Genomic DNA, 21,358 nt, shown 5'->3' with positions numbered 1-21,358 from the left:
ATGGAACAATTGCAGGCCATTATTGAAGAAGCTTTTGAGCGTCGTGCTGAGATTACACCGCGTAATGTCGAAGCAAATCTCAAAGAGTCGATTGCACAAGTCATCAGTCTGCTTGACAGCGGCAAGTTACGTGTTGCTGAAAAAATTGGCGGCGAGTGGGTAACGCACCAATGGATCAAAAAAGCAGTATTATTATCTTTCCGGATCGAAGATAACAGTTTCATCAAGGGTGGCTTTTCTAATTACTTCGACAAGATTCCATCCAAATTTGCGGATTATAGTTCCAGAGATTTTCGTGACGGCGGGTTTCGGGTAGTACCGCCTGCAGCTGTCCGCAGAGGCTCATTTATCGCCAATAATGTGGTGCTGATGCCTTCTTATGTCAATATTGGGGCTTATGTGGATGAGGGCACCATGGTTGATACTTGGGCTACTGTGGGATCGTGTGCACAGATTGGCAAAAATGTTCATTTATCAGGGGGTGTAGGTATTGGCGGTGTGCTGGAACCCGTGCAAGCCAATCCCACGATCATTGAAGATAATTGTTTTATTGGGGCGCGCTCCGAAATTGTCGAAGGAGTCATTGTCGGGGAAAACTCGGTCATTTCGATGGGAGTCTATATTGGCCAGAGCACCAAGATATATCATCGTGAAACCGGGGAAATCAGCTACGGGAGAATACCGCCAGGTTCAGTCGTGGTGTCAGGAAGCCTGCCATCTGAGAATAAGCAATATAGCCTCTATTGTGCAGTGATTGTAAAACAGGTTGATGCTAAAACCCGTTCCAAAACGGGGATTAACGAATTGTTGAGGGGCATTTAACAGCAATCAGCGCAGGGGATCAAACAAACCCCGGGGTTTCTCCGGGGCAGCGCCAGTACTTCCTGTTATCTCTTATGTTTAGAGTCTACTGGTTTGGCGTTGATTGACTATCTTTTTAAGTGAATCTGATTATCAACCTTTTGGACGCCATCAACTAACCAAGTCTGCATGCTAATCTGGTCGATCTGGGTCTGATTGTCAGCCAGACCATTGATGGATACCTCGCCGTTTCTCACGTCAATATTGACAGCCAGGTCTTTCAGATCTGGATTAGCAGATAGTCTCGATTTGAGATTGTTAAGAATGTCGCTATCCTCATAACGAGGCCCCTCAGGTGGCACTATCCAGGATTTATGGACTCTTTCAGAATTGCCGCAGCCCGTCATAGCCAAAAAACTAAAAAGTATTGCAATCAAAACCCATAATTTATTACGCATTTCCATATTGTCCTCCTTAAAGTAATATAGTGAGAAGGAGGGGCTTGAATGTCAATCAGTTATTCGTTGTAAGATTCATCGTTTGCAAGTATGCAATCACTTGTTGGGACAAATTCTCCGCAAGGCAGTCGAATTCCTGTAATCCTGTCATTCCTCGTAACCAAGTTAATTGCCGTTTAGCTAATTGTCGTGTGGCCGCAATTCCCATATCTTTCATTGTAGTAAGACTAATGAGATTGTCCAGATACATGTATACCTGTCGATAGCCGACACAGCGCATTGAAGGAGTTTCGGCATTTACGCAATATTGGCCACGGATAGTGCGTACTTCATCAATTAATCCCATTTCTAGCATTCTCTCGAAACGGAGAAGAATACGCTGATGCAGAATTTTCCGATCATTCGGTAGTAATGCCATGCTGATCAACTGATAAGGAAGACTCATGTTTTTCGGCTGCGTGAGCACTGCTGACATGGGTCGGCCAGTGAGATAGCATACTTCCAGTGCCCGTTGAATGCGTTGGCTATCATGAGGTTTGATGCGTGCTGCGCTAACAGGGTCAAGTTGGCTCAGCATTTGATGCATTTCCGGCCAGCCTTTCTTTTCAGCAACCATTTCAATTTCCTTACGGAGACTGTTATCTGCCGGAGGAAGCTCAGAGAGACCTTCTTTCAAGGCCTTAAAGTAAAGCATGGTGCCTCCCACCAATAGGGGGATTTTTCCTTTCGCCGTGATTTCATCCATTCTTGTGAGGGCATCTTTGCGGAATTGTGCAGCAGAATAATGTTCGTCCGGATTAATTAAATCAATCAGATGATGAGGTACCGTAGCCAAGGCATGCTGGTCAGGTTTAGCACTCCCGATATTCATTTCCCGATAGACCTGCGCTGAATCTACGCTGATGATTTCAACCGGAAAATGTTGAGCAATTTCCATGGCGACATTTGATTTTCCGCTGGCTGTCGGTCCCATCAGAAGAATGGCAGGTGGAAGTTTTGCGACATTGTACTGACTCAACATATGATTTTGACAAAAATTGAAGGAATGATTAGAGAATTTCAAAAGACTACCTGGAAGTTACCGGATCAATCATATAAATTACGGTTATCAGTTACAATAAAGCTGAGCCAACAACTGAATAAGCCAAGACACTCGGTTATCTACTGTTTAGGCTTGATGATCAATGTAAGTAAATTCCAACAATTACAGGAATAAGAATTGAAGATCTTTGCTATTTTACTATTGCTGATAATACTTTACAGCCTCGGGTCTGCGCTTTACTACATGCTTAAAGATGGCGGAGAGAGCACTCGCATGGTCAAATCATTAACGATACGTGTCGTTCTGTCTCTTGTACTGTTCATTGTCATGATGATAGCGACCTATATTAACTATATTCATAAAGGTTGATTATTGCGATTACCCATAGAAAATGCGTAAAGCTGCTATCAAAATATGAAAATCACGCTTTCTTGTGATCAATAATCGTGCTTTGGCCGAAATAGCATGATGGCAGCGATAATACAATCACCAGAATGATTTCCGAGAACGTCAGCATTATTTGAAATAGACAATACCATCTAAAGAAGATATCAGTAGCAACGTGATGGGCTGGAACATTGATCAGAATGAAATGTTCAGCACATATGGCGTTTCCTGGTCCGAAGCATCTTTGTGTCGCCTGCCTGTCACATTGATGCTCGTTGCTTCAATTCGGTATTGAATTGATGTTACTGGTTCCCGGTGACCTCCAGAAATTGAAGCAGCGTAATACCTCAAATCTTTGAAGAAATGCCTCGTGGCATGATTCTAATTACGACTATCACTTTACGCTTAATCCACGGGTATTTCGATCAGCTTAACCCGAATATTTCATAAATTGGATCCGCTCTCGTTCCGGACTTGCTTGCAGACGGGAACGCTCAAACCTGGCTGCCTGGGCGTCTCACCTGCTTTATGGCTGAACTTTTTGTGAGACCCCCGGTTTTTTCAATAAGCGAAATTAACAGCAACGGCTGATTTTGCCGCCATAACGCGCCTCCTGGCGTTCACGAAAAAATGCCTGATAAGACATGATTGCCTTATCAGGATGTGCCTCTTTCATATGCGCGACATACACGCTGTATTCAGGCATGCCGACCATCAATCGCATGCTTTGTCCTAGATAACTACCTGCCTGGATGATTTTTTTTAACATGATGAAAAGCCTCAACTGTTGTAAGTCATGAAAATTAATAAGGATTTAAAGGAGATAATTCGATTTGAGCGGTTCTGCGTGCAAGTAATACGGTTCGGAAGCCAAAAAACAACATGCTGATGAGTATGCACATGAACATTGCAGCGAGTCCAGCGTCCAGATAATCGTTAAAAATCACCTGCTGCATCTGGGAAGTCGATTTAGCGGGCGCAAGCAGATTTCCATCGCTGAGCGCCGTCTCGTATGAGTTCGCATGGGCTAGAAAGCCAATGCGGGGATTGTCATTAAATATCTTATGCCAAGCAGCGGTTAAGGTCGTGCAGGCAATCCAGACGGTAGGCACAATAGTGATCCATGCATAACGGTCGCGTTGCGTTTTGAACAGGATGCAGGTGCACAAAATGAGCGCAATGCAAGCGAGCATCTGATTGGTGATACCGAATAGCGGCCATAAGGTATTGATGCCTCCTAATGGATCGATGACTCCCTGGTATAGAAAATATCCCCAGCCACTGACACATAACACGGTTGCTATCAGGTTTGCAGAAAGTGAATCAGTGCGCTTCATAGCAGGAATAAAAGTACCAAGCAGATCCTGCAACATGAATCGTCCAGCACGGGTACCCGCATCGACTGCTGTCAGGATAAAAAGCGCCTCAAACAGAATCGCGAAGTGATACCAGAATGCCATCATTGCTTGCCCGCCGATAAAGTTAGACAGGATTTGCGCCATGCCGACGGCCAGCGTGGGCGCTCCTCCTGTACGCGAGATGATGGTATTTTCACCCACATCTTTGGCAGTTTGAGTCAGCATTTCCGGCGTGATATAAAATCCCCATTGTGAAATGGTTTGTGCAGCAGACTCGGCGGTGGCGCCAATCAATGCCGCCGGACTATTCATTGCAAAATAAATTCCTGGTTCAATGATTGAAGCAGCCACCAGTGCCATGATCGCGACAAATGACTCCATCAACATAGCGCCATAGCCGATGAAACGAGCATCTTCCTCATTTTTAATCATTTTGGGTGTCGTGCCAGACGAGATTAACGAATGAAAACCCGACACAGCGCCACATGCGATGGTGATAAAAAGGAAGGGAAACAAACTGCCAGACCAGACTGGACCTGTGCCATCAACAAATTGTGTGATGGCCGGCATTTTGAGCTCAGGTGAAATAGCCAGAACCCCCACAGCTAACCCGGCAATTGTGCCGATTTTCAAAAAAGTTGATAGATAATCACGCGGCGCCAGCAACAGCCAGACGGGTAACACCGAAGCGAACGCGCCGTACGCAATCAGCATCCAGGTCAGTTGGATACCATCAAAGGTAAATAAAGCTGCCAGTTCAGGATTTTCCTGCACGGACTGTCCGCCCATGATGGATAGCATGAGGAGGATAAAGCCGATCAAGGAAATCTCACCGATTTGTCCTGGGCGAATATAGCGAGCATAAATACCCATCAAGAATGCAATCGGAATGGTCGCGGCCACGGTAAAGGTTCCCCAAGGTGATTCAGCCAGCGCCTTGACCACAATTAATGCCAATACCGCCAGCAGAATCAGCATGATGAAGAAGGTGCCTACCAGCGCGATCATACCGGGGACAGGCCCCAGCTCAGATTTGATCATATCGCCAAGTGAGCGGCCATCACGCCGCATGGACATGAATAGCACAATAAAATCCTGTACTGCTCCTGCGATCACTACGCCGACCAGCAGCCACAGCAAGCCGGGAAGATAACCCATCTGAGCAGCTAAAATGGGTCCAACTAAAGGCCCGGCTCCGGCAATCGCAGCAAAGTGATGGCCAAACAGCACATACTTATTAGTCGGTACATAATCCAGCCCATCGTTAAATTTATGGGCCGGGGTCATGCGTTCGGAATCAAGCCCCAATACCCTGCGTGAGATAAACAGGCTGTAATAACGATAGCCAATCAGGTGAACACAAACAGCCGCGATCACAATCCAGATCGCATTAATGGATTCACCTTGCTGCAAGGCGATCACGCCAAGAGAAAAGGCACCTGCAATAGCTAGAATCAGCCAGCCAGTATGTTTAATAAGATGATTCATGGTTCTCCTATAGATAATATTGACGATCAATCAGAAACGGGATGCTTTTGCTATTTTACTTTGCAGACAAATCATAAGCATGCTGTGGAGACCATGTAGCTAAACGCGACTACTTGTTAACAGAAATATTAAGCAAAGAGAAAAGTGTGCGTCATTATGAAGTAATTGAGGAATTATCATGAAGATATGGTACGGAAATTGATCAGGAATAGCTCTTGAAGTGGTCTCATTTAACGAGGCAATCTGACATTAAAGCGAGCAGAATGAGTTAGATTGCTTCCGTTTGTTGGATAGCAATCGTTTGAGGGGATTTTCATAAGGGTTTGAATAACGCTCCCCCTTATGAAATACTCTCTGGATTTTTACATCAGACTGTAAATGACTCCTGCAGCATTCAAGCAACTTGAAAACGATCTCTGAGCCGCGGCTGACAACCTGCGCGCCAATTCGGATCTCAAATCCAGCGAATACTCCACGCCAGTACTCGGCCTCATCTTCCTCAAGTTTGCCGATAACAAATACCGGCAGTAGGAGAAGAAAATTCTGGCTGAATTTGCCCAACTCAAGGGCACGCGCCGGGGAAAACCGCTTGCCGAGATCGCCATCGAGCAATGCGGCTTCTATCTGACACATCACATCGGCCAGCTGCTGGATATCAGTGTGGTATTGAATTCCTCCAAAGCGCCTGGTATTCAGCAGGAAGATCCGCGTTATCTCCCGATCAAGCAGGGGAGAACCTGGGATCTGAGCAGAATAGATTTTGAAGAATTACGGCAGGATTTCAAGATGACGCGCTATAAAAATATCGAAATTGCCGACCTGCGCGCCTTTATCCAGCACAAGCTGGATCAGATGCTTCAGGAAAACCGTACCCGCACCGATTTTGCGCAACGGTTGCAGCAGATTATTGACACCTATAACGCGGGAGGCTCTTCGAATGAGCATTATTTCGATGAGCTGATGAAATTCACCCGGGCGATGAAAGAGGAAGACGAGCGGCCTATACGCGAGGGATTGACGAAAGATGAGCTGGAGTTGTTCGATTTACTCAAAAAAGTCAAGATGACGCAGGAGGAAACCAAGAAAGTCAAACTCGCGGCAAAATCGTTGCTGCATCGCCTCCTTAATCAACCTCCGAAAGTATTGGTGCAGGATTGGTACCGGGATTCACAAAGCAGAAAAGTGGTGCGGGCGACAGTGGAGCAAGTGCTGGACCAGAATCTGCCCGAGAGTTTTGATCGTATTGTATTCAAAGAGAAATGCGATAACGTATTCGACATGATGCTTGACTATGCAAGCCAGGGGCGCAAGTGGGCGGCTTGATAGATGGGAACTATCACCACTGACGTAGAGGGGTATTTAGCCAGTTGACGATTGATTCCGTGATAAAATCATCCCGAGTAAGATAATCTGATGCTTGCTGGTTACGAACATTATTACTTGGTTTCATTGATATAAAAAATGCTGCTGATGATCGACAATTACGATTCTTTCACCTATAACCTGGTGCAATATTTTGGTGAGTTGGGGGAGGACGTCGAGGTTTTCCGTAATGATGAAATAACGCTGGAGCGCATTAAGCAGCTTCATCCTGATAGAATTGTCATTTCACCGGGCCCATGCACGCCTAATGAAGCGGGGATTTCCTTACCATTGCTTAGAGATTATGGCGGGCAGGTTCCGACGCTGGGGGTATGCTTGGGTCATCAGAGCATCGGGCAGGCGTTCGGTGGCCGGATTATTCACGCCAAACAACTCATGCATGGCAAGACCTCTCCGATTTTTCATCATGATGTCGGGGTGTTTCGGGGCTTGCCCAATCCTTTTATTGCGACGCGCTATCATTCTCTTGTAATCGATCGCGATAGCTTGCCGGATTGTCTGGAGATTACTGCCTGGACGGAAGATGGTGAAATTATGGGGGTGCGCCATAAAACCCTGCCGATCGAGGGGGTGCAGTTTCACCCGGAATCAATCCTGAGCGAGCATGGCCACGAATTACTCAAAAATTTTCTGGTTGGCGGGTAACAGCCAGACATCCAATCCTTTCATCAAGCAATTTAATCAGTGAATCCACAAGAGATATTGATTCGCCTGATCGAGCATCGGGAAATTCCGTACGATGATATGCTGACGCTGATGCGGCAAGTCATGTCTGGCGAACTGTCACCGGTGATGATTGCTGCCATCATCACCGGTTTGCGCGTAAAAAAAGAAACTATCGATGAGATTGCTGCCGCAGCGCAGGTGATGCGTGAATTTGCCAGCCGGGTTGACGTATCTGATTTGACCCATCTGGTCGATACCTGTGGAACGGGTGGCGATACTTCCCATACCTTCAATGTATCGACTGCATCTGCCTTTGTCGCCGCTGCAGCCGGCGCGCAGGTGGCCAAACATGGCGGGCGTTCGGTTTCCAGCAAATCGGGCAGTGCGGATGTGCTCGAAGCGGTGGGGATCAACTTGAATCAGACGCCTCAGCAAATTGCAAAATCGATCGATCAAATCGGTGTCAGCTTCATGTTTGCGCCGAATTTTCATAATGCGATGAAACATGCTGCTCCGGTTCGCCGTGAATTGGGCGTGCGCACATTATTCAATATCCTGGGGCCGCTTATCAACCCCGCCGGTGCCAGGAATCAGTTACTGGGCGTATTTGACGCCCGGCTGGTCAGTATCATTACCCGCGTGTTACAGCGCCTCGGCAGCCATCATGTCATGGTTGTCCACGGCTATGATGGTCTGGATGAAATCACCATTACCGGGGAGACGAGGGTGGGCGAGCTTAAGCAGGGGGAAATCTATGAATATACGATCCAGCCAGAGGATTTTGGTATTGCCAGTGCGCCGATTGAAACCATTAAAGTCTCCGATCTAACCCACGCTAAAGAAATGCTGCTATCCGTGCTGGACAATCAGGCTGGGCCAGCCAGAGATATTGTTCTGCTGAATGCAGGCGCTGCCATTTATGTGGCAGGAATCACCGCATCGCTTGTTGAAGGCGTTGAGAAAGCACGCAGTATTCTCGCCAGTGGCGCGGCGATGAAAAAAATGCAGGAATTAATCGCATTTTCCAATCATAAAAGTAACTAGGATTTAAGCATGTCCGATATTCTCAATAAAATTCTTACCGTCAAGGCGCAGGAAGTGGCGGCTGCCCAAGCATTGAAACCGTTGGCAGCGATGGAGGCAGAAGCTCAGGCAGCGATCACGCCACGCGATTTTGTTGGTGCTATCCGTAGCAAAATTGATCAGGACTTGCCTGCCGTGATCGCTGAAATAAAACAGGCGAGCCCAAGCAAGGGGTTGTTGCGTGGGCGGGTACAGTCATCGACGATACCTTCTGACTTGACCATGGGGAATACGCTCGATGCAGTGATCGAAGGCTTTGATCCGGCCGCGATTGCCGCAAGCTATGCCAGACAGGGTGCGGCTTGCCTTTCTATTCTGACTGACAGGCAGTTTTTCATGGGGAGCGCGGATTATTTAAAACAGGCGCGCGCTGCCTGTGAGTTGCCGGTATTACGTAAGGATTTCATGCTGGATGATTATCAGGTATTCGAGGCCCGCGCCATGGGCGCGGATTGTATCCTGTTGATTGTCTCCGCTTTCCTGCTGTTTCCTTATCCCGATAGGAAGCACGCAGCCGATCCCCTTACCCGAATGCGTCAACTTGAATCACTGGCACATACGCTCGGTATGGCGGTACTGGTTGAAGTGCATGATGCAGATGAACTTGATCTCGCCTTGCAGCTGACCACCCCTTTGATCGGTATTAACAATCGGAATTTACGTACTTTTGAGACGCGCCTGGATACCACCTTACAATTGATCGAACGTATTCCAACGGAGAAAATCGTCGTTACTGAGAGTGGTATCAAGACTCCTGATGATGTCGCTTTGATGCGTGCGCATCAAGTGCATACTTTCTTGGTAGGGGAAGCATTCATGCGCGCTGACGATCCCGGAATGGAGTTGAAGCGCTTGTTCTTCTAGAATATTTTATCTCTCCACCGAGCTTTTTGGTAGAAAGTAATTTTCAATTTGTTGAATTTTGTCATAGAAATGACACAAAAATGTCATGTATGTCATAAATCTGTAATATAGCTCCTCTAATATTCTGCCCCAATTGCTGACAATTATTTGGGACAGAATATGAAATTAATCAAACAGGCTTTTACCTTTTCACTTGCATTGGGTGCAGGGGTTACTTCAAACGCGATAGCGCTGGAACTCTACGTCGACACTAAAACCAAGCAGATTTATGCCGAGCCTGGACCGGGTCGGACGCGCTTGGGTTCATTTGAGCGTGTTGAAGATAAGCAAACGAGCATTCCAGCAGTGGTACCTGAGCCTGCTGCACAAGCAGCGCCTGCTAGTTCTGCTGAGATAACTGCAATTCGTGAAGAGTTGGAGCAAAAAACCAATGCGATTACAGCCTTGGAAGAACGTGTCAAGGATACCGAGAAAGTTAAAGTAAAGTATGGGCCCGGACTGCATTTTGAATCTGCTGATGGCAACTTTACTGCAGGTATCGATGGCCGTGTTCAAGTCGATTCCCAATACAATATTACTAATGACGTCTTACCTGCTACGGGTAACTCAACACCCAATGAATTAAATAGCGGAGCGAATCTCCGTCGTGCCCGTTTAGGGGTTGAAGGGACGGTCTATAAGGACTGGTTTTACAAGTTTGAGTATGATTTCAGTCGTGGTAACGGTTCAGTCACTTCGGGGATTACCGATGCTTTCCTGCGGTGGACTTATCCTGGCAGTCCCTTCTCGATCAAGGTGGGTTCATTCAAAGAGCCGTTCAGTCTGGAGGAGGCTACCAGTAACCGCTTTCTTACCTTCATAGAGCGGAATATGATCGTCAATACTTTTGTTGATAACCCTAATACTTATAAAACCGGTATCGGGGCTAACTGGGCAGAAGAGCGCTATCAAGTCGGGCTCGCTTTCCAGACCGAGCCAGTAGGTAGTTGGTCATCAGCAGCTACTTCTGTGAATCCCAATGGTAATAACAGCCGTAATAATGGATCAGGCGATACCAGTTGGGAGGTGATAGGCAGGATCTCGTTTCTGCCCTGGAAGGAAAGTGATAGCAAATTTTTGCATATAGGTGGGTCAGGAGGTCATACGGTCGTGAATAGCCAATTCCAAGGCGACGGCGATTTCAATAATGGCGGTATGTCATTTGCCGCTTTTCCTGGAGCAAACGTAGATCGTACCAACGTCTTGAATACCAGTAATTTGACCAGAGGAGTAAAAGGTGCTCCTGGTTCACGCATCATCGATAACTACAATCGCTTTGGTGCTGAAATGGCTTTAGTATATGGTCCTTTTTCTCTGCAGGGTGAATATATCCAGACGGATGTCCATGGTACAGGCTATAGCGGTGAATCGCTATTTGGCTATTATGGCTATGCAAGCTATTTCTTAACCGGTGAGTCACGGTCTTACCGTAAGGAAACGGGAGCTTGGGGACGGATCAAACCTCAGCGCAATTTTGATATGAAAGGCGGTTGGGGGGCATGGGAAATCGCTGCGGGGTATGATTATATCAACCTAAATGATGGTAACGTGAGAGGAGGGAAGGCCGATACTATAAAATTCGGTCTGAACTGGTATCCTTATCCAAACATACGTTTAATGAGTAACTATATTCATGTACTCGATATAAATACAGCCGGAGTTGCCGATCATCGCAGTGCCGGTTTCAATAATGCCAATCTGGATATCTTTGAGACACGCGTGCAATTTGATTTTTAGTTTATCTAATGAAAGGCTTTTGCATGGCTGATTTCTGTGAGTATGAAACGAGTCATGCAGAGCAAGACCATTAACCCGAATATTTCATAAATTCGCGTGATGATCACGCAGGATTTTGATTAATAGGGAAGTTTTGAGAAGGAAGAGTGTAGTGATTCATACACCCGACTGAGCAAAATCTTTCTTATTAATCAAAAGACAAGTGAGGGCACGTGCCAATTTATGAAATATTCGGGTTAATAGACATCCAGTATCAAATGTTGAAATAGGGTGATGTACCTTGACTGGACGATGTATGACACGGTATAACAGATTAAACTAGGTTTTATAAAGATCTGTTAGCGTTGTCAGTTTTTCAAAAACAACATGGTTCATCACTCACGCTATGGAAACAAAACTTCAAAGAAAGCGGCCAAAGCATCTAAATCTTTTTAAGATTAAGCAACCATTGCCAGCGCAGGTTTCCATCCTGCATCGTATAAGCGGTGTGTTATTATTTTTTCCAGGCATTCCATTATTAGTTTACATTTTACAAATGCTATTGGGATCGCCCGAAGGTTTTACCAAGATCCAATTGATACTGGATGATCCATTTGTGAAGTGCGCATTGTTACTGCCAATATGGTTCTTTATGCATCATTTTTGTGCAGGCATCCGGTATCTGGCCCTAGATTTACATTATGGCATTTCTCTGGAACAAGCGCGTTTGAGTAGTAAGATTGTATTGATTATGGGTTTTGTCTTAACAGCACTCGTTGGAGCTTTGTTATGGTAAAGGATATAAATCGTGTTATAACGGGTGCGCATTATGGCTTGCGGGATTGGCTAATTCAGCGTATTACAGCTGTATTGATGGTAGTCTATGTATTGCTATGGGTGATTCTGACCACTTTTTTACAGATTTCTGATTATGCTGCATTGAAATCGCTATTTACCAATCAGTGGATGAGAATCGCTTCTTTTCTGTTTTTTATAAGTCTTTGCTGGCATGCCTGGGTGGGTGTGCGTAATGTATTGATGGATTATATTCATACCGCCAGTATTCGTCTGACGATACACATAACTGTCATCATTTCACTATTTTTCTATCTCATCTGGTTTGCTGAAATTTTGTGGGGTTAATAACGTGGCCATCACTAAACGAAAATTTGACGTAGTTATTGTTGGTGCGGGCGGGGCAGGGATGCGCGCTGCATTGCAATTATCAGAAGCCGGTCTAAAAGTAGCCGTGTTGTCTAAGGTCTTCCCAACGCGCTCGCACACCGTTGCCGCACAAGGCGGTATTGCTGCCTCTCTGGGGAATGTTACCGAGGATAATTGGCATTGGCATATGTATGACACCGTAAAAGGATCCGATTACTTGGGGGATCAAGATGCGATTGAATTCATGTGCCGCCAGGCTCCCGAAGTCGTTTACGAGCTCGAACATTATGGCATGCCATTTGATCGACTGGAGAATGGCAAAATTTACCAGCGACCTTTCGGTGGGCATTCACAGAATTTTGGGGACACATTGGCAACACGATCCTGTGCAGTGGCTGATCGCACTGGCCATGCTATGTTGCATACACTTTATCAGCGTAATGTGAATGTCAATACCCAGTTTTTTGTAGAGTGGATAGCATTAGACTTGATTCGTGATCAGCAAGGCGATGTGCTGGGTGTAACAGCACTGGAAATGGAAACTGGCGAGATGATAATTCTTCAAGCCAGGGCGACATTATTTGCCACGGGTGGAGCGGGGCGCATTTTTCAGGCAAGCACCAATGCATTTATTAATACCGGCGATGGTCTGGGTATGGCTGCGCGTGCCGGTATTCCATTGCAAGATATGGAATTCTGGCAATTTCATCCTACTGGTGTACATGGTGTGGGGGTGCTGATCAGTGAAGCCGTACGCGGAGAAGGCGGTTATCTGCTCAACAACGATGGAGAGCGCTTCATGGAACGTTACGCACCCCATGCAAAGGATCTGGCCAGTCGTGATGTGGTATCGCGTGCGTTGACTACTGAAATAAAGGAAGGTCGGGGTTGCGGCCCAAACGCTGATCACCTTTTATTGAAGCTCGATCATCTTGGTGCCGAGGTGATCAAATCGCGCTTACCCGGAATACGTGAGATTGCCATCAAGTTCGCCCATGTGGATCCCATCGAGCAACCCATTCCTGTTATACCGACTGCTCATTATATGATGGGGGGGATTCCTACTAATTTCCACGGCCAGGTGGTTGCGCCCTATAAAACAGGACCCGAAGAAGTTGTGCCAGGCTTTTATGCGGTGGGCGAGTGTGCCTGCGTTTCTGTACACGGGGCAAATCGTCTGGGGACTAATTCGTTGCTGGATATTGTTGTTTTCGGCCGTGCCGCAGGTAATCAAATCATTGAAGATTTAAAGCATAATTCTCACCATAAACAACTGCCTGATAATATTGCTGATAAATCGCTTGCGAGATTAGCGCGTCTGGATAATCAGAAAGATGGAGAAAATGTCGCGCAAGTAGGTGAGCTACTACGAAAAACCATGCAGACATACTGTGGTGTATTTCGCTTTGCTGATATGTTGAAGCAGGGGGTAGCAAAAATCAGTGAAGTGGCAGGGTGCGTTGCGCAAACGGAAATCAGGGATAAAAGCAAAGTATTCAATACTGCCCGCGTTGAAGCATTAGAGCTTGATAATCTGATTGAGGTCGCAATGGCGACGATGGTATCTGCTGAGGCTCGTTGTGAAAGTCGTGGTGCGCATGCTCGTGATGACTTTCCCGAACGGAACGATGACAAATGGCTTAAGCACACTTTGTTTTTCAGAGAAGATCGACGTATTGACTACAAACCAGTCCGGTTGAAGCCTTTGACGGTAGAATCGTTTCCACCCAAAGCAAGAATTTACTAAGGATGTGATCTGATGAGCTGGCAATAGATAGCTTGCAGATTAGTTATTTGGCCAGTGTGATGCTGAGAAGGACATCTTATTGTCTTTCCCTTTGCGAGCTATTTTCTTCATTATTCTCCAGGATTTGAAAGAAAACCTCATCTTTCTGAATCATCCCTAATTCATTCCGGGCAAGTTCCTCAATGGCGTCAAGTCCTTTTTTAAGATCATTAACTTCTGCTTCCAGGACGGTATTTCTATTTTGTAATTTTTGATTGGTCTGGCGCTGTGCGGCAACTTGCTGGTCTATTTCAAAGACATTTAGCCAGCCCCCTTTGCCATACCATAATGGATATTGCGCCAGAGCAATCAATATAACAAGCGTGAAAGCCAGTTTTTTCATTACCTTAGTTGATAGTAAGCTCTCCGTCCTGGATATTTAGCCATATTGCCAAGATCTTCTTCAATGCGCAGCAGCTGATTATATTTTGACAAACGATCAGAACGGGAAAGTGAGCCAGTTTTAATTTGGAGTGCGTTTGTGGCAACTGCAATATCAGCAATGGTGGTATCTTCAGTTTCTCCCGACCGATGTGATATTACGGCAGTATAGCCGGCACATTTAGCCGTTTCGATAGCAGACAGGGTTTCGGTAAGCGTGCCGATCTGATTGACTTTAATCAATACCGAATTGGCAATACCCCGTGCAATCCCTTCTTTCAGAATGTTTGTATTAGTGACGAATACATCATCCCCAACGAGCTGCACTACCTTCCCTAGCTTATTGGTCAGCAGCTCCCAGCCATCCCAATCATGCTCGCTCATGCCATCCTCAATGCTGATAATGGGATATTTATCTACCCAGCTGGCAAGATAATCGGCAAATTGAGTTGAGGTAAAACTGAGTCCTTCCGAATCTAAATGATATTTTCCGTCTTTATAAAACTCTGAACTTGCGCAATCCACACCAATTGCAACATCAGAACCTGGTAGATAACCCGTCTGATCAATAGCTTGTACGATAAGCTTGAGCGCTTCTTCATTATTCATGAGATTGGGCGCAAATCCCCCCTCATCACCAACGGTTGTTGGCATATTTTTTTTATTTATGAGTGTTTTGAGCGTATTAAAAATTTCAGCACCACACCGGATCGCCTCGCGAAAGCTTGGCATACCTAATGGGATAATCATGAATTCCTGCATATTCAGATTATTATTAGCATGTGCACCGCCATTGATCAGATTCATCATGGGTACCGGCAGGGAAATTGCCCCAACACCTCCCAGATAGCGGTATAGCGGTAGGCCCGACTCCTCGGCGGCTGCTTTGGCTACTGCCAATGAAACGGCTAGAATTGAGTTGGCACCTAATCTTGATTTGTTTTCACTGCCATCCAGATCAATCAGAGTCTGATCAATGAAGGATTGCTCTATCGCATCAAGTCCCATAATGGTTTCTGAGATCTCGATATTAATGTTTTCGACAGCTTTTAATACACCTTTCCCTGAGTAGCGTTGTTTGTCTTCATCCCGTAATTCTACTGCCTCTTTAGTGCCAACAGATGCGCCTGAAGGAACTGATGCGCGTCCTAGTACACCTGACTCAAGCAATACATCTGCTTCAATGGTCGGGTTGCCACGGGAGTCTAAAATTTCACGGGCGATTACATCCACTATTGCACTCATGCTACTTTCCTTGTAGTGATTTAACTTAAATATTATTGTTAAAATTATTTATGTATAGACAAACCAATCAATTTTTGTGATTTGATTGTTTATGAAGGGGTGGCTCTTAATAAATTAAGCAATTAAATTCATAAAATGCATGGTAGCGATTCAAATGCTATTTTTTATTTCATCAGTACTGTTCATTCTGAGCTGGAACGATTGTTGGCAGAATCAATAGCAGCTTTAACGTAAGCTTTGAATAAGGGATGTCCCATTCTAGGTGTAGAAGTAAATTCTGGGTGAAACTGACAGGCAACAAACCAGGGATGCACAGTTTGTGACAATTCGACCATTTCACATAAGTTTTCTTCTGAAGATAAGCCACTTACTTGTAGTCCCGCTTGTTCTAATTTCGGAATAAATTCTGCATTCACTTCGTAGCGATGTCGATGACGTTCAATGATTTTGTCTGCGCCATAAATTTCTCTCGCCAGCGAATTTTCTTTGAGTACACATTCCTGCCCACCCAGGCGCATGGTTCCCCCTAAATCCGTTTTGGCTGTACGTTTCTCGATGCGGCCCTCGCGTGTACGCCACTCGGTGATCAATCCTAAAACAGGATAGCGTGTATTGGGATTGAATTCTGTGCTATGTGCATCTGACATTTTAAGCTCATTGCGCGCAAATTCGACGACAGCCAATTGCATACCAAGACATATGCCCAGATAGGGAATACGGTTAGCACGAGCGTATTGAATAGCCTTTATTTTTCCTTCAACCCCACGTTTACCAAATCCACCTGGAACCAGAATAGCATCCTTGCCAAGGAGACAATCTGTGCCATTTTTTTCAATATCTTCTGAATCGATATAGCATATGTTTATCTTGCTGCAGGTATGAATACCCGCATGTATCAGTGCTTCTGATAGGGATTTATAAGATTCCGTCAGATCGACATATTTTCCTACTAGTGCAATCGTGATCTCGTGTTTGGGGTGTTCCAGGGCATGAACCAGTTTTTTCCAGACTGAAAGATCGGCTGATTTGGCAAGAATATTCAGTTTGTGACAAATGATTTCATCCAACATTTGCTCATGCAGCAATGCAGGTATTTTGTAAATACTGTCGACATCGATGGCTGAAATAACGGCTTCTTCCTTGACATTGGTGAACATCGCGATTTTGCGTCGCTCCTCTTGTGGAAGCAAACGGTCGGCACGGCAGAGCAATACATCAGGTTGTATACCAATTTCTCTTAACTCTTTCACTGAGTGCTGTGTTGGTTTGGTTTTAAGTTCTCCAGCTGATCCAATATATGGTAATAAGGTCAAATGAATGAAGCAGGTATCTTGGCGCGGGAGCTGCACAGCCATTTGCCTGATTGCTTCCAAGAAAGGCAAGGATTCGATATCGCCAACGGTACCGCCAATTTCTACAATGGCTACTTGGGCATCATTTACGCCATTATGGATAAAAAGTTTGATTTCATCAGTAATATGGGGGATGACTTGTACTGTGCCGCCAAGATAATCTCCTCGCCGCTCCTTACGAATTACGCTTTCATAGATTTGACCAGTCGTAAAATTATTACGTTTAGTCATCTTTGTACTGATGAAACGCTCATAATGCCCTAGATCGAGGTCAGTTTCTGCGCCATCATCAGTGACAAAAACTTCCCCATGCTGAAATGGATTCATCGTGCCTGGATCTACATTGATATAAGGATCCAGTTTTAGCATGGTTACTTTAATACCACGAGATTCCAGGAGGGCCGCTAATGAAGCTGCAGCGATGCCTTTACCTAAGGAAGAAACTACGCCGCCAGTCACAAAGACATATTTGATCATGGGGGGCAATGTTAACTCAAAAAGGACATGATGGAAACCCTGATTAAGTTGTCGTTGATAGCTTTGGGGTGACTATTCATGTTTATCTAAAGTCTCTGCAAAAGTGAGTTGATTGGAAGCATATAGTTCCGAAGTAATGGTCTGCTATGAAAGCCAGTATGCTGAGTGATTGAAGAAAGGTTCTATGCACAAGTGGTTGGTTCTTAAAGAATGTGGTGTGATTGCTGTACAAGTAATCTTACGAGGCAGAAAAATTGTAAGCTTTCTACCTATATGAAATAAAGAGCCATTTTGCTCATATTTAAGCTCGAAACGCTCTAATGATGTTACGTCCAAAATGCTGGCGAATTCACTGCTATTTTTGTTGTCGCCACGGAGCAATTTCTGAATTAGCTATTATAGCTTCATTGATAATACGTGTTGTATCAAAGTTTATCAGCCTGCCTGCGCCGATAGCCAGAGTTTGAGTACCAATCTGGAGTTCTATCTGACCTTCTGCAATAGCGATATCGCCACCATTCTTTTGCCTTCTGATGCTAAAACGCGTGCCGGTATTCCGGATACGCGCATTACCCAGAATGATTTCCAGTTTGTCACCATTTTCCTGGGTAGCATGCACGTCAAAATAAGCCTCTCCGCGTAGGAGTTCGATCTGAATGGAGTCATTTTTTTTGACGGATACCGAACTATTTGTATCCAAATCAATAGTAATTTCTGGGGTGACCTTGATAGTTAGATATTGCTCAGAAGCCGTTTCATATAACCGGGTAGTGGTGGGGTGTGGGATGATGTAGCTTAGAAAGCTCGCAGCAATAACCAGCAGTACGCTAATAAATGGCAGGATAAATTTTTTGTGAGTATGCGTTGCGTCCTTCGAATTCATTTCAAATAGCGTAATCAGAAGATTGGTACCGACAATGCACGTATTTTAACAAATTAGACTTAAATCGTTTCTTATTCGAGAGTTGGATCCGTAACAAAGCCAATTTTCGTTAATCCAGCTTTTGCTGCTATGCTCATGATACGCGCCACGTGCTCATAATGCGTATTTTTATCAGCACGGATATGCAGCTCAGTATTGGGAGAATTTTCTGCTGATTGAGTAAAGCGCGGCGCCAGCTGTTCCAGTGTAACTGCCTCACCATTCCAGAAAAAACTGCCATCAGCACGAATGGCAAAATCAATATGCTCTGGTTGGATCGTATTGGGATTACTCGATGCTTTTGGTAAATCAATTTTTACTGAATGAGTGAGTAATGGAGCGGTGATGATGAAGATAATCAACAAAACGAGCATGACATCTACGAGGGGTACTACATTGATTTCAGACATCGTTGTCTGCCCCTGATAGCGGTTTGAGCTGCCGAAAGCCATTAGTGCCTCCCTTCAAGGGCTGAGACGGTTGTTGCAGTTGATGTAAACTGGGGATTGTGATTTTCCTCAGTTGATGCTTTGATACTATCTCCACCTTTGTTGCCAACTGTAATGATTGTAAATAAATCATGCGCGAATGCATCCAATCGCGCCATCCATATTCTATTCCTTCTGATAAAAGCGTTATAGGCTAATACCGCTGGAATAGCGACAGCCAATCCTAGCGCTGTCATAATTAACGCCTCACCAACGGGTCCAGCAACTTTGTCCAATGTTCCCTGTCCAGAAAGGCCAATCTGTATCAGTGCATGGTAAATACCCCAAACAGTACCAAACAATCCGATATAGGGAGCGGCAGAACCAGCCGATGCGATAATAGTGAGACCATTCTCAATACGTGTTGCTTCCTGATCGATACCATTGCGCAGCGTGCGTGTTAATAGTTCGCTCGTTCCCCCAGTTACAGCGAGTTTTTCTAGACCGTGCTTCTGTGAGCCAGCTGTAACATTTACCGCTAATTTCGCAAGATGGGCAAAGGCATTGTCAGTAGACGAACCTTTCATTTCTATTTTCAATTCTTGGAGAGAATCAACCTCCCAGAAATGTTTCAGAAAAGCATTAGCGCGCCGAGTGGCAATAAAATTACTGATGCTCTTCGTGATAATCAGGTACCAACTAGCGACAGAAAGGGAAAGCAATAAAATGAGTACACCCATCCCTACATGGTCTATCTGAGTCAGAAAATGAGAAAAACCAAGATTTTCTTCCATTACATTAATTTCCTTGGATTACAAAATTAAAAGGTTGTAACGCGATAGCCCGTACGGGTTGACCATCACGTACTGCAGGTTTGCAACGCCAGCTCTTTACAGCAGCTAGTGCAGCATTATCAAGCCGGGAATAACCGCTACTATTGATAACCCGAGTATTGCTGATACGGCCTGACTCATCCAGTTCGACTTGTAGCATTAGCTTCCCTTCCTCACCCAATCGGCGTGAAAGAGCAGGATAATCCGGTGCGCTCAGTTCTGGGCAAGACACCGATAATTCAGATGAAAGGGTGACAGGACCAGTCTCCATTTGCTCAGGGCGAGCGGCCGCTACAGATTTTGTTTCCTGTTTTTGTACAGGCTCAGCCTCGTCGTGGATAGGTTCCGGCATTGGGGGGGGGGGAGCTATAAATTCCTCTTTAGGCAGTACGGGCGAGCTAGAGGCTAGCTGGCGGTGTTTAGGTTGCGGCGGTGTTTTTTTGACAAGTTTTGGTTTTTCCGGAGGGGGGGGGATGTGCTCTGCTTTTAAATCGACTTTGGATGCTTCGGGTGCTTCAATTCTAGGTTGTGGCGGCGCAATTAACTCGGCAAATAGTGTAACCTGCGGACTTATAGATGGTAAACGATGATGCCACATGCCATAGAGCAAGGCAGCATGCACCATGAGAACTAATAATAGGCTAGCAAGAGAGATGAATGAAATGGTCGAATTGCGTTTTGTACGGATCATGCAGTTAACGCCCTCCAAGAGAAGAAATATTGGCTAATCAGGTCGTTTCTTGTTTAGGGATGATGAACTGAGATGGTTAATTTAATTTATTTGGGTCGCTTATCGTATCTGCAATAACCTAAAAGGTTTAGATTATTAACTATAAAAATATTAACGCAAACGATAATAATTATCAATCATTGTTAATAGAGAATTTCTTATATTCGGAAGAAGTTAAACAATCCAATCTGTTTCTGATGTAAAAATGAAATGGCCATATAGAATGTCTTACAATGTGCCACTTTAGAAGGCTTTTCTTATTAATCTCGGAAAAGGTTACCACAATGTGTGTGGCCTATATAATCTTTCATGACGAACTCAATTCCTCGATTCTGGCGGCGCGCATTAAGCATACTTTATGAATTTCTGCTGTTACTTGCAGTCTGGTTTATTGCCAGTTTTATTTTTCATTTTGTGTTTCGTGATACCACCGCAGTGTATTTCAAACCACTATTTCAGTTCTACCTGTTGTTTGTTGGAGGAATTTATTTTATCTGGTTCTGGACGCACGGTGGGCAAACTTTGGCCATGCAGACCTGGAAACTGCGTGTGGTAACAGTTGATGGAAATAAGCTCGATACTTGCCAGGCTATTACACGTTACCTCTTCGCCGTAATTGGCATCACTTTCTTCGGCTTTGGAATTATATGGGCGTTGTTTGATCGTGATCGGCAGTTTCTGCACGACCGGCTTGCCGGAACACGTATTATAAAAGTAGAAAACTGAAATTGAAGTCGATTTAAATTTCTTCGTAT

At 45.1% G+C, this 21,358-nt stretch carries 21 protein-coding genes and 1 pseudogene; 11 read left to right on the top strand and 11 right to left on the bottom strand.

The window, feature by feature from the left end:
• Positions 1-822, top strand: a complete 822-nt coding sequence (dapD, locus tag BLW34_RS08900; RefSeq protein ID WP_090578446.1) for a 2,3,4,5-tetrahydropyridine-2,6-dicarboxylate N-succinyltransferase — start codon at positions 1-3, stop codon at positions 820-822.
• A 107-nt stretch (positions 823-929) separates the two neighbouring features.
• Here dapD and BLW34_RS08895 read toward each other — a convergent pair whose 3' ends face one another.
• On the bottom strand, positions 930-1,265 hold the full coding sequence (locus tag BLW34_RS08895; protein ID WP_090578443.1) for a BON domain-containing protein: 336 nt from the start codon (positions 1,263-1,265) through the stop codon (positions 930-932).
• A 49-nt stretch (positions 1,266-1,314) separates the two neighbouring features.
• Positions 1,315-2,280: a tRNA (adenosine(37)-N6)-dimethylallyltransferase MiaA gene (gene miaA / locus BLW34_RS08890; protein ID WP_090578439.1), complete on the bottom strand. Its 966-nt coding sequence runs from the start codon at positions 2,278-2,280 to the stop codon at positions 1,315-1,317.
• A gap of 198 nt (positions 2,281-2,478) precedes the next feature.
• Between miaA and BLW34_RS08880 the strand changes: the two genes are divergently transcribed.
• Complete coding sequence (locus BLW34_RS08880) at positions 2,479-2,670, top strand: twin transmembrane helix small protein (RefSeq protein WP_090578433.1); 192 nt, start codon at positions 2,479-2,481, stop codon at positions 2,668-2,670.
• A 592-nt stretch (positions 2,671-3,262) separates the two neighbouring features.
• On the opposite strand, the gene BLW34_RS08875 is transcribed toward BLW34_RS08880, so the two are convergent.
• On the bottom strand, positions 3,263-3,457 hold the full coding sequence (locus BLW34_RS08875; protein WP_090578431.1) for a YbdD/YjiX family protein: 195 nt from the start codon (positions 3,455-3,457) through the stop codon (positions 3,263-3,265).
• A gap of 34 nt (positions 3,458-3,491) precedes the next feature.
• On the bottom strand, positions 3,492-5,534 hold the full coding sequence (locus tag BLW34_RS08870; protein ID WP_090578428.1) for a carbon starvation CstA family protein: 2,043 nt from the start codon (positions 5,532-5,534) through the stop codon (positions 3,492-3,494).
• Positions 5,535-5,969: 435 nt separating this feature from the next.
• On the opposite strand from BLW34_RS08870, the pseudogene BLW34_RS08865 reads away from it, so the two are divergent.
• From BLW34_RS08865 to sdhA, 8 genes and pseudogenes are all read left to right on the top strand, one after another.
• Positions 5,970-6,857: pseudogene (locus tag BLW34_RS08865) on the top strand (type I restriction enzyme endonuclease domain-containing protein).
• Between the two features lie 138 nt (positions 6,858-6,995).
• Entirely contained in the window at positions 6,996-7,562 is a 567-nt protein-coding gene (locus BLW34_RS08860; protein ID WP_090542733.1) for an anthranilate synthase component II, read from the top strand.
• 39 nt (positions 7,563-7,601) lie between these two features.
• Positions 7,602-8,627: an anthranilate phosphoribosyltransferase gene (gene trpD / locus BLW34_RS08855; protein WP_090578425.1), complete on the top strand. Its 1,026-nt coding sequence runs from the start codon at positions 7,602-7,604 to the stop codon at positions 8,625-8,627.
• A 9-nt stretch (positions 8,628-8,636) separates the two neighbouring features.
• A complete protein-coding gene (locus BLW34_RS08850) occupies positions 8,637-9,530 on the top strand; it encodes an indole-3-glycerol phosphate synthase TrpC (protein ID WP_090578422.1) in 894 nt (297 codons plus the stop codon).
• 159 nt (positions 9,531-9,689) lie between these two features.
• Positions 9,690-11,306 (top strand): OprO/OprP family phosphate-selective porin, encoded by a 1,617-nt coding sequence (locus BLW34_RS08845; protein WP_090578419.1) that lies wholly within the window; start codon positions 9,690-9,692, stop codon positions 11,304-11,306.
• A 385-nt stretch (positions 11,307-11,691) separates the two neighbouring features.
• Positions 11,692-12,081, top strand: a complete 390-nt coding sequence (sdhC, locus tag BLW34_RS08840; RefSeq protein ID WP_090542741.1) for a succinate dehydrogenase, cytochrome b556 subunit — start codon at positions 11,692-11,694, stop codon at positions 12,079-12,081.
• On the top strand, positions 12,075-12,428 hold the full coding sequence (gene sdhD, locus BLW34_RS08835; RefSeq protein WP_090578416.1) for a succinate dehydrogenase, hydrophobic membrane anchor protein: 354 nt from the start codon (positions 12,075-12,077) through the stop codon (positions 12,426-12,428). Before sdhC ends, sdhD begins: the two co-directional genes overlap by 7 nt.
• Positions 12,429-12,432: 4 nt before the next feature.
• Entirely contained in the window at positions 12,433-14,196 is a 1,764-nt protein-coding gene (sdhA, locus tag BLW34_RS08830) for a succinate dehydrogenase flavoprotein subunit (RefSeq protein WP_090578413.1), read from the top strand.
• 76 nt (positions 14,197-14,272) lie between these two features.
• On the opposite strand, the gene ftsB is transcribed toward sdhA, so the two are convergent.
• The 7 genes from ftsB to BLW34_RS08795 all read right to left on the bottom strand — a co-directional run bounded on the left by ftsB (position 14,273) and on the right by BLW34_RS08795 (position 20,564).
• Complete coding sequence (gene ftsB / locus BLW34_RS08825) at positions 14,273-14,578, bottom strand: cell division protein FtsB (protein ID WP_090578410.1); 306 nt, start codon at positions 14,576-14,578, stop codon at positions 14,273-14,275.
• Positions 14,578-15,861 carry a phosphopyruvate hydratase gene (gene eno / locus BLW34_RS08820; protein WP_090542748.1) on the bottom strand — a complete coding sequence of 428 codons (1,284 nt, stop codon included), beginning with the start codon at positions 15,859-15,861 and terminating at the stop codon, positions 14,578-14,580. The genes ftsB and eno overlap by 1 nt, the downstream gene beginning before the upstream one ends.
• 182 nt (positions 15,862-16,043) lie before the next feature.
• Positions 16,044-17,690: a CTP synthase gene (locus BLW34_RS08815; protein ID WP_090578407.1), complete on the bottom strand. Its 1,647-nt coding sequence runs from the start codon at positions 17,688-17,690 to the stop codon at positions 16,044-16,046.
• Positions 17,691-18,045: 355 nt separating this feature from the next.
• Entirely contained in the window at positions 18,046-18,573 is a 528-nt protein-coding gene (locus tag BLW34_RS08810) for a FecR domain-containing protein (RefSeq protein ID WP_090578404.1), read from the bottom strand.
• Positions 18,574-18,644: 71 nt separating this feature from the next.
• The gene (locus BLW34_RS08805) at positions 18,645-19,064 is read right to left on the bottom strand and encodes an ExbD/TolR family protein (protein ID WP_090578402.1); all 420 of its coding nucleotides are present in this window, start codon (positions 19,062-19,064) and stop codon (positions 18,645-18,647) included.
• Positions 19,064-19,834 carry a MotA/TolQ/ExbB proton channel family protein gene (locus tag BLW34_RS08800; RefSeq protein ID WP_090578399.1) on the bottom strand — a complete coding sequence of 257 codons (771 nt, stop codon included), beginning with the start codon at positions 19,832-19,834 and terminating at the stop codon, positions 19,064-19,066. Before BLW34_RS08800 ends, BLW34_RS08805 begins: the two co-directional genes overlap by 1 nt.
• Positions 19,835-19,838: 4 nt before the next feature.
• Complete coding sequence (locus tag BLW34_RS08795; RefSeq protein WP_090578396.1) at positions 19,839-20,564, bottom strand: energy transducer TonB; 726 nt, start codon at positions 20,562-20,564, stop codon at positions 19,839-19,841.
• A 348-nt stretch (positions 20,565-20,912) separates the two neighbouring features.
• On the opposite strand from BLW34_RS08795, the gene BLW34_RS08790 reads away from it, so the two are divergent.
• A complete protein-coding gene (locus BLW34_RS08790; RefSeq protein ID WP_090578393.1) occupies positions 20,913-21,329 on the top strand; it encodes an RDD family protein in 417 nt (138 codons plus the stop codon).
• Positions 21,330-21,358: the final 29 nt, after the last annotated feature.

The sequence above is a fragment of the Nitrosomonas sp. Nm58 genome, from assembly GCF_900107335.1.
GTDB lineage: Bacteria > Pseudomonadota > Gammaproteobacteria > Burkholderiales > Nitrosomonadaceae > Nitrosomonas.
This window is presented reverse-complemented; position numbering and strand designations above follow the sequence as displayed.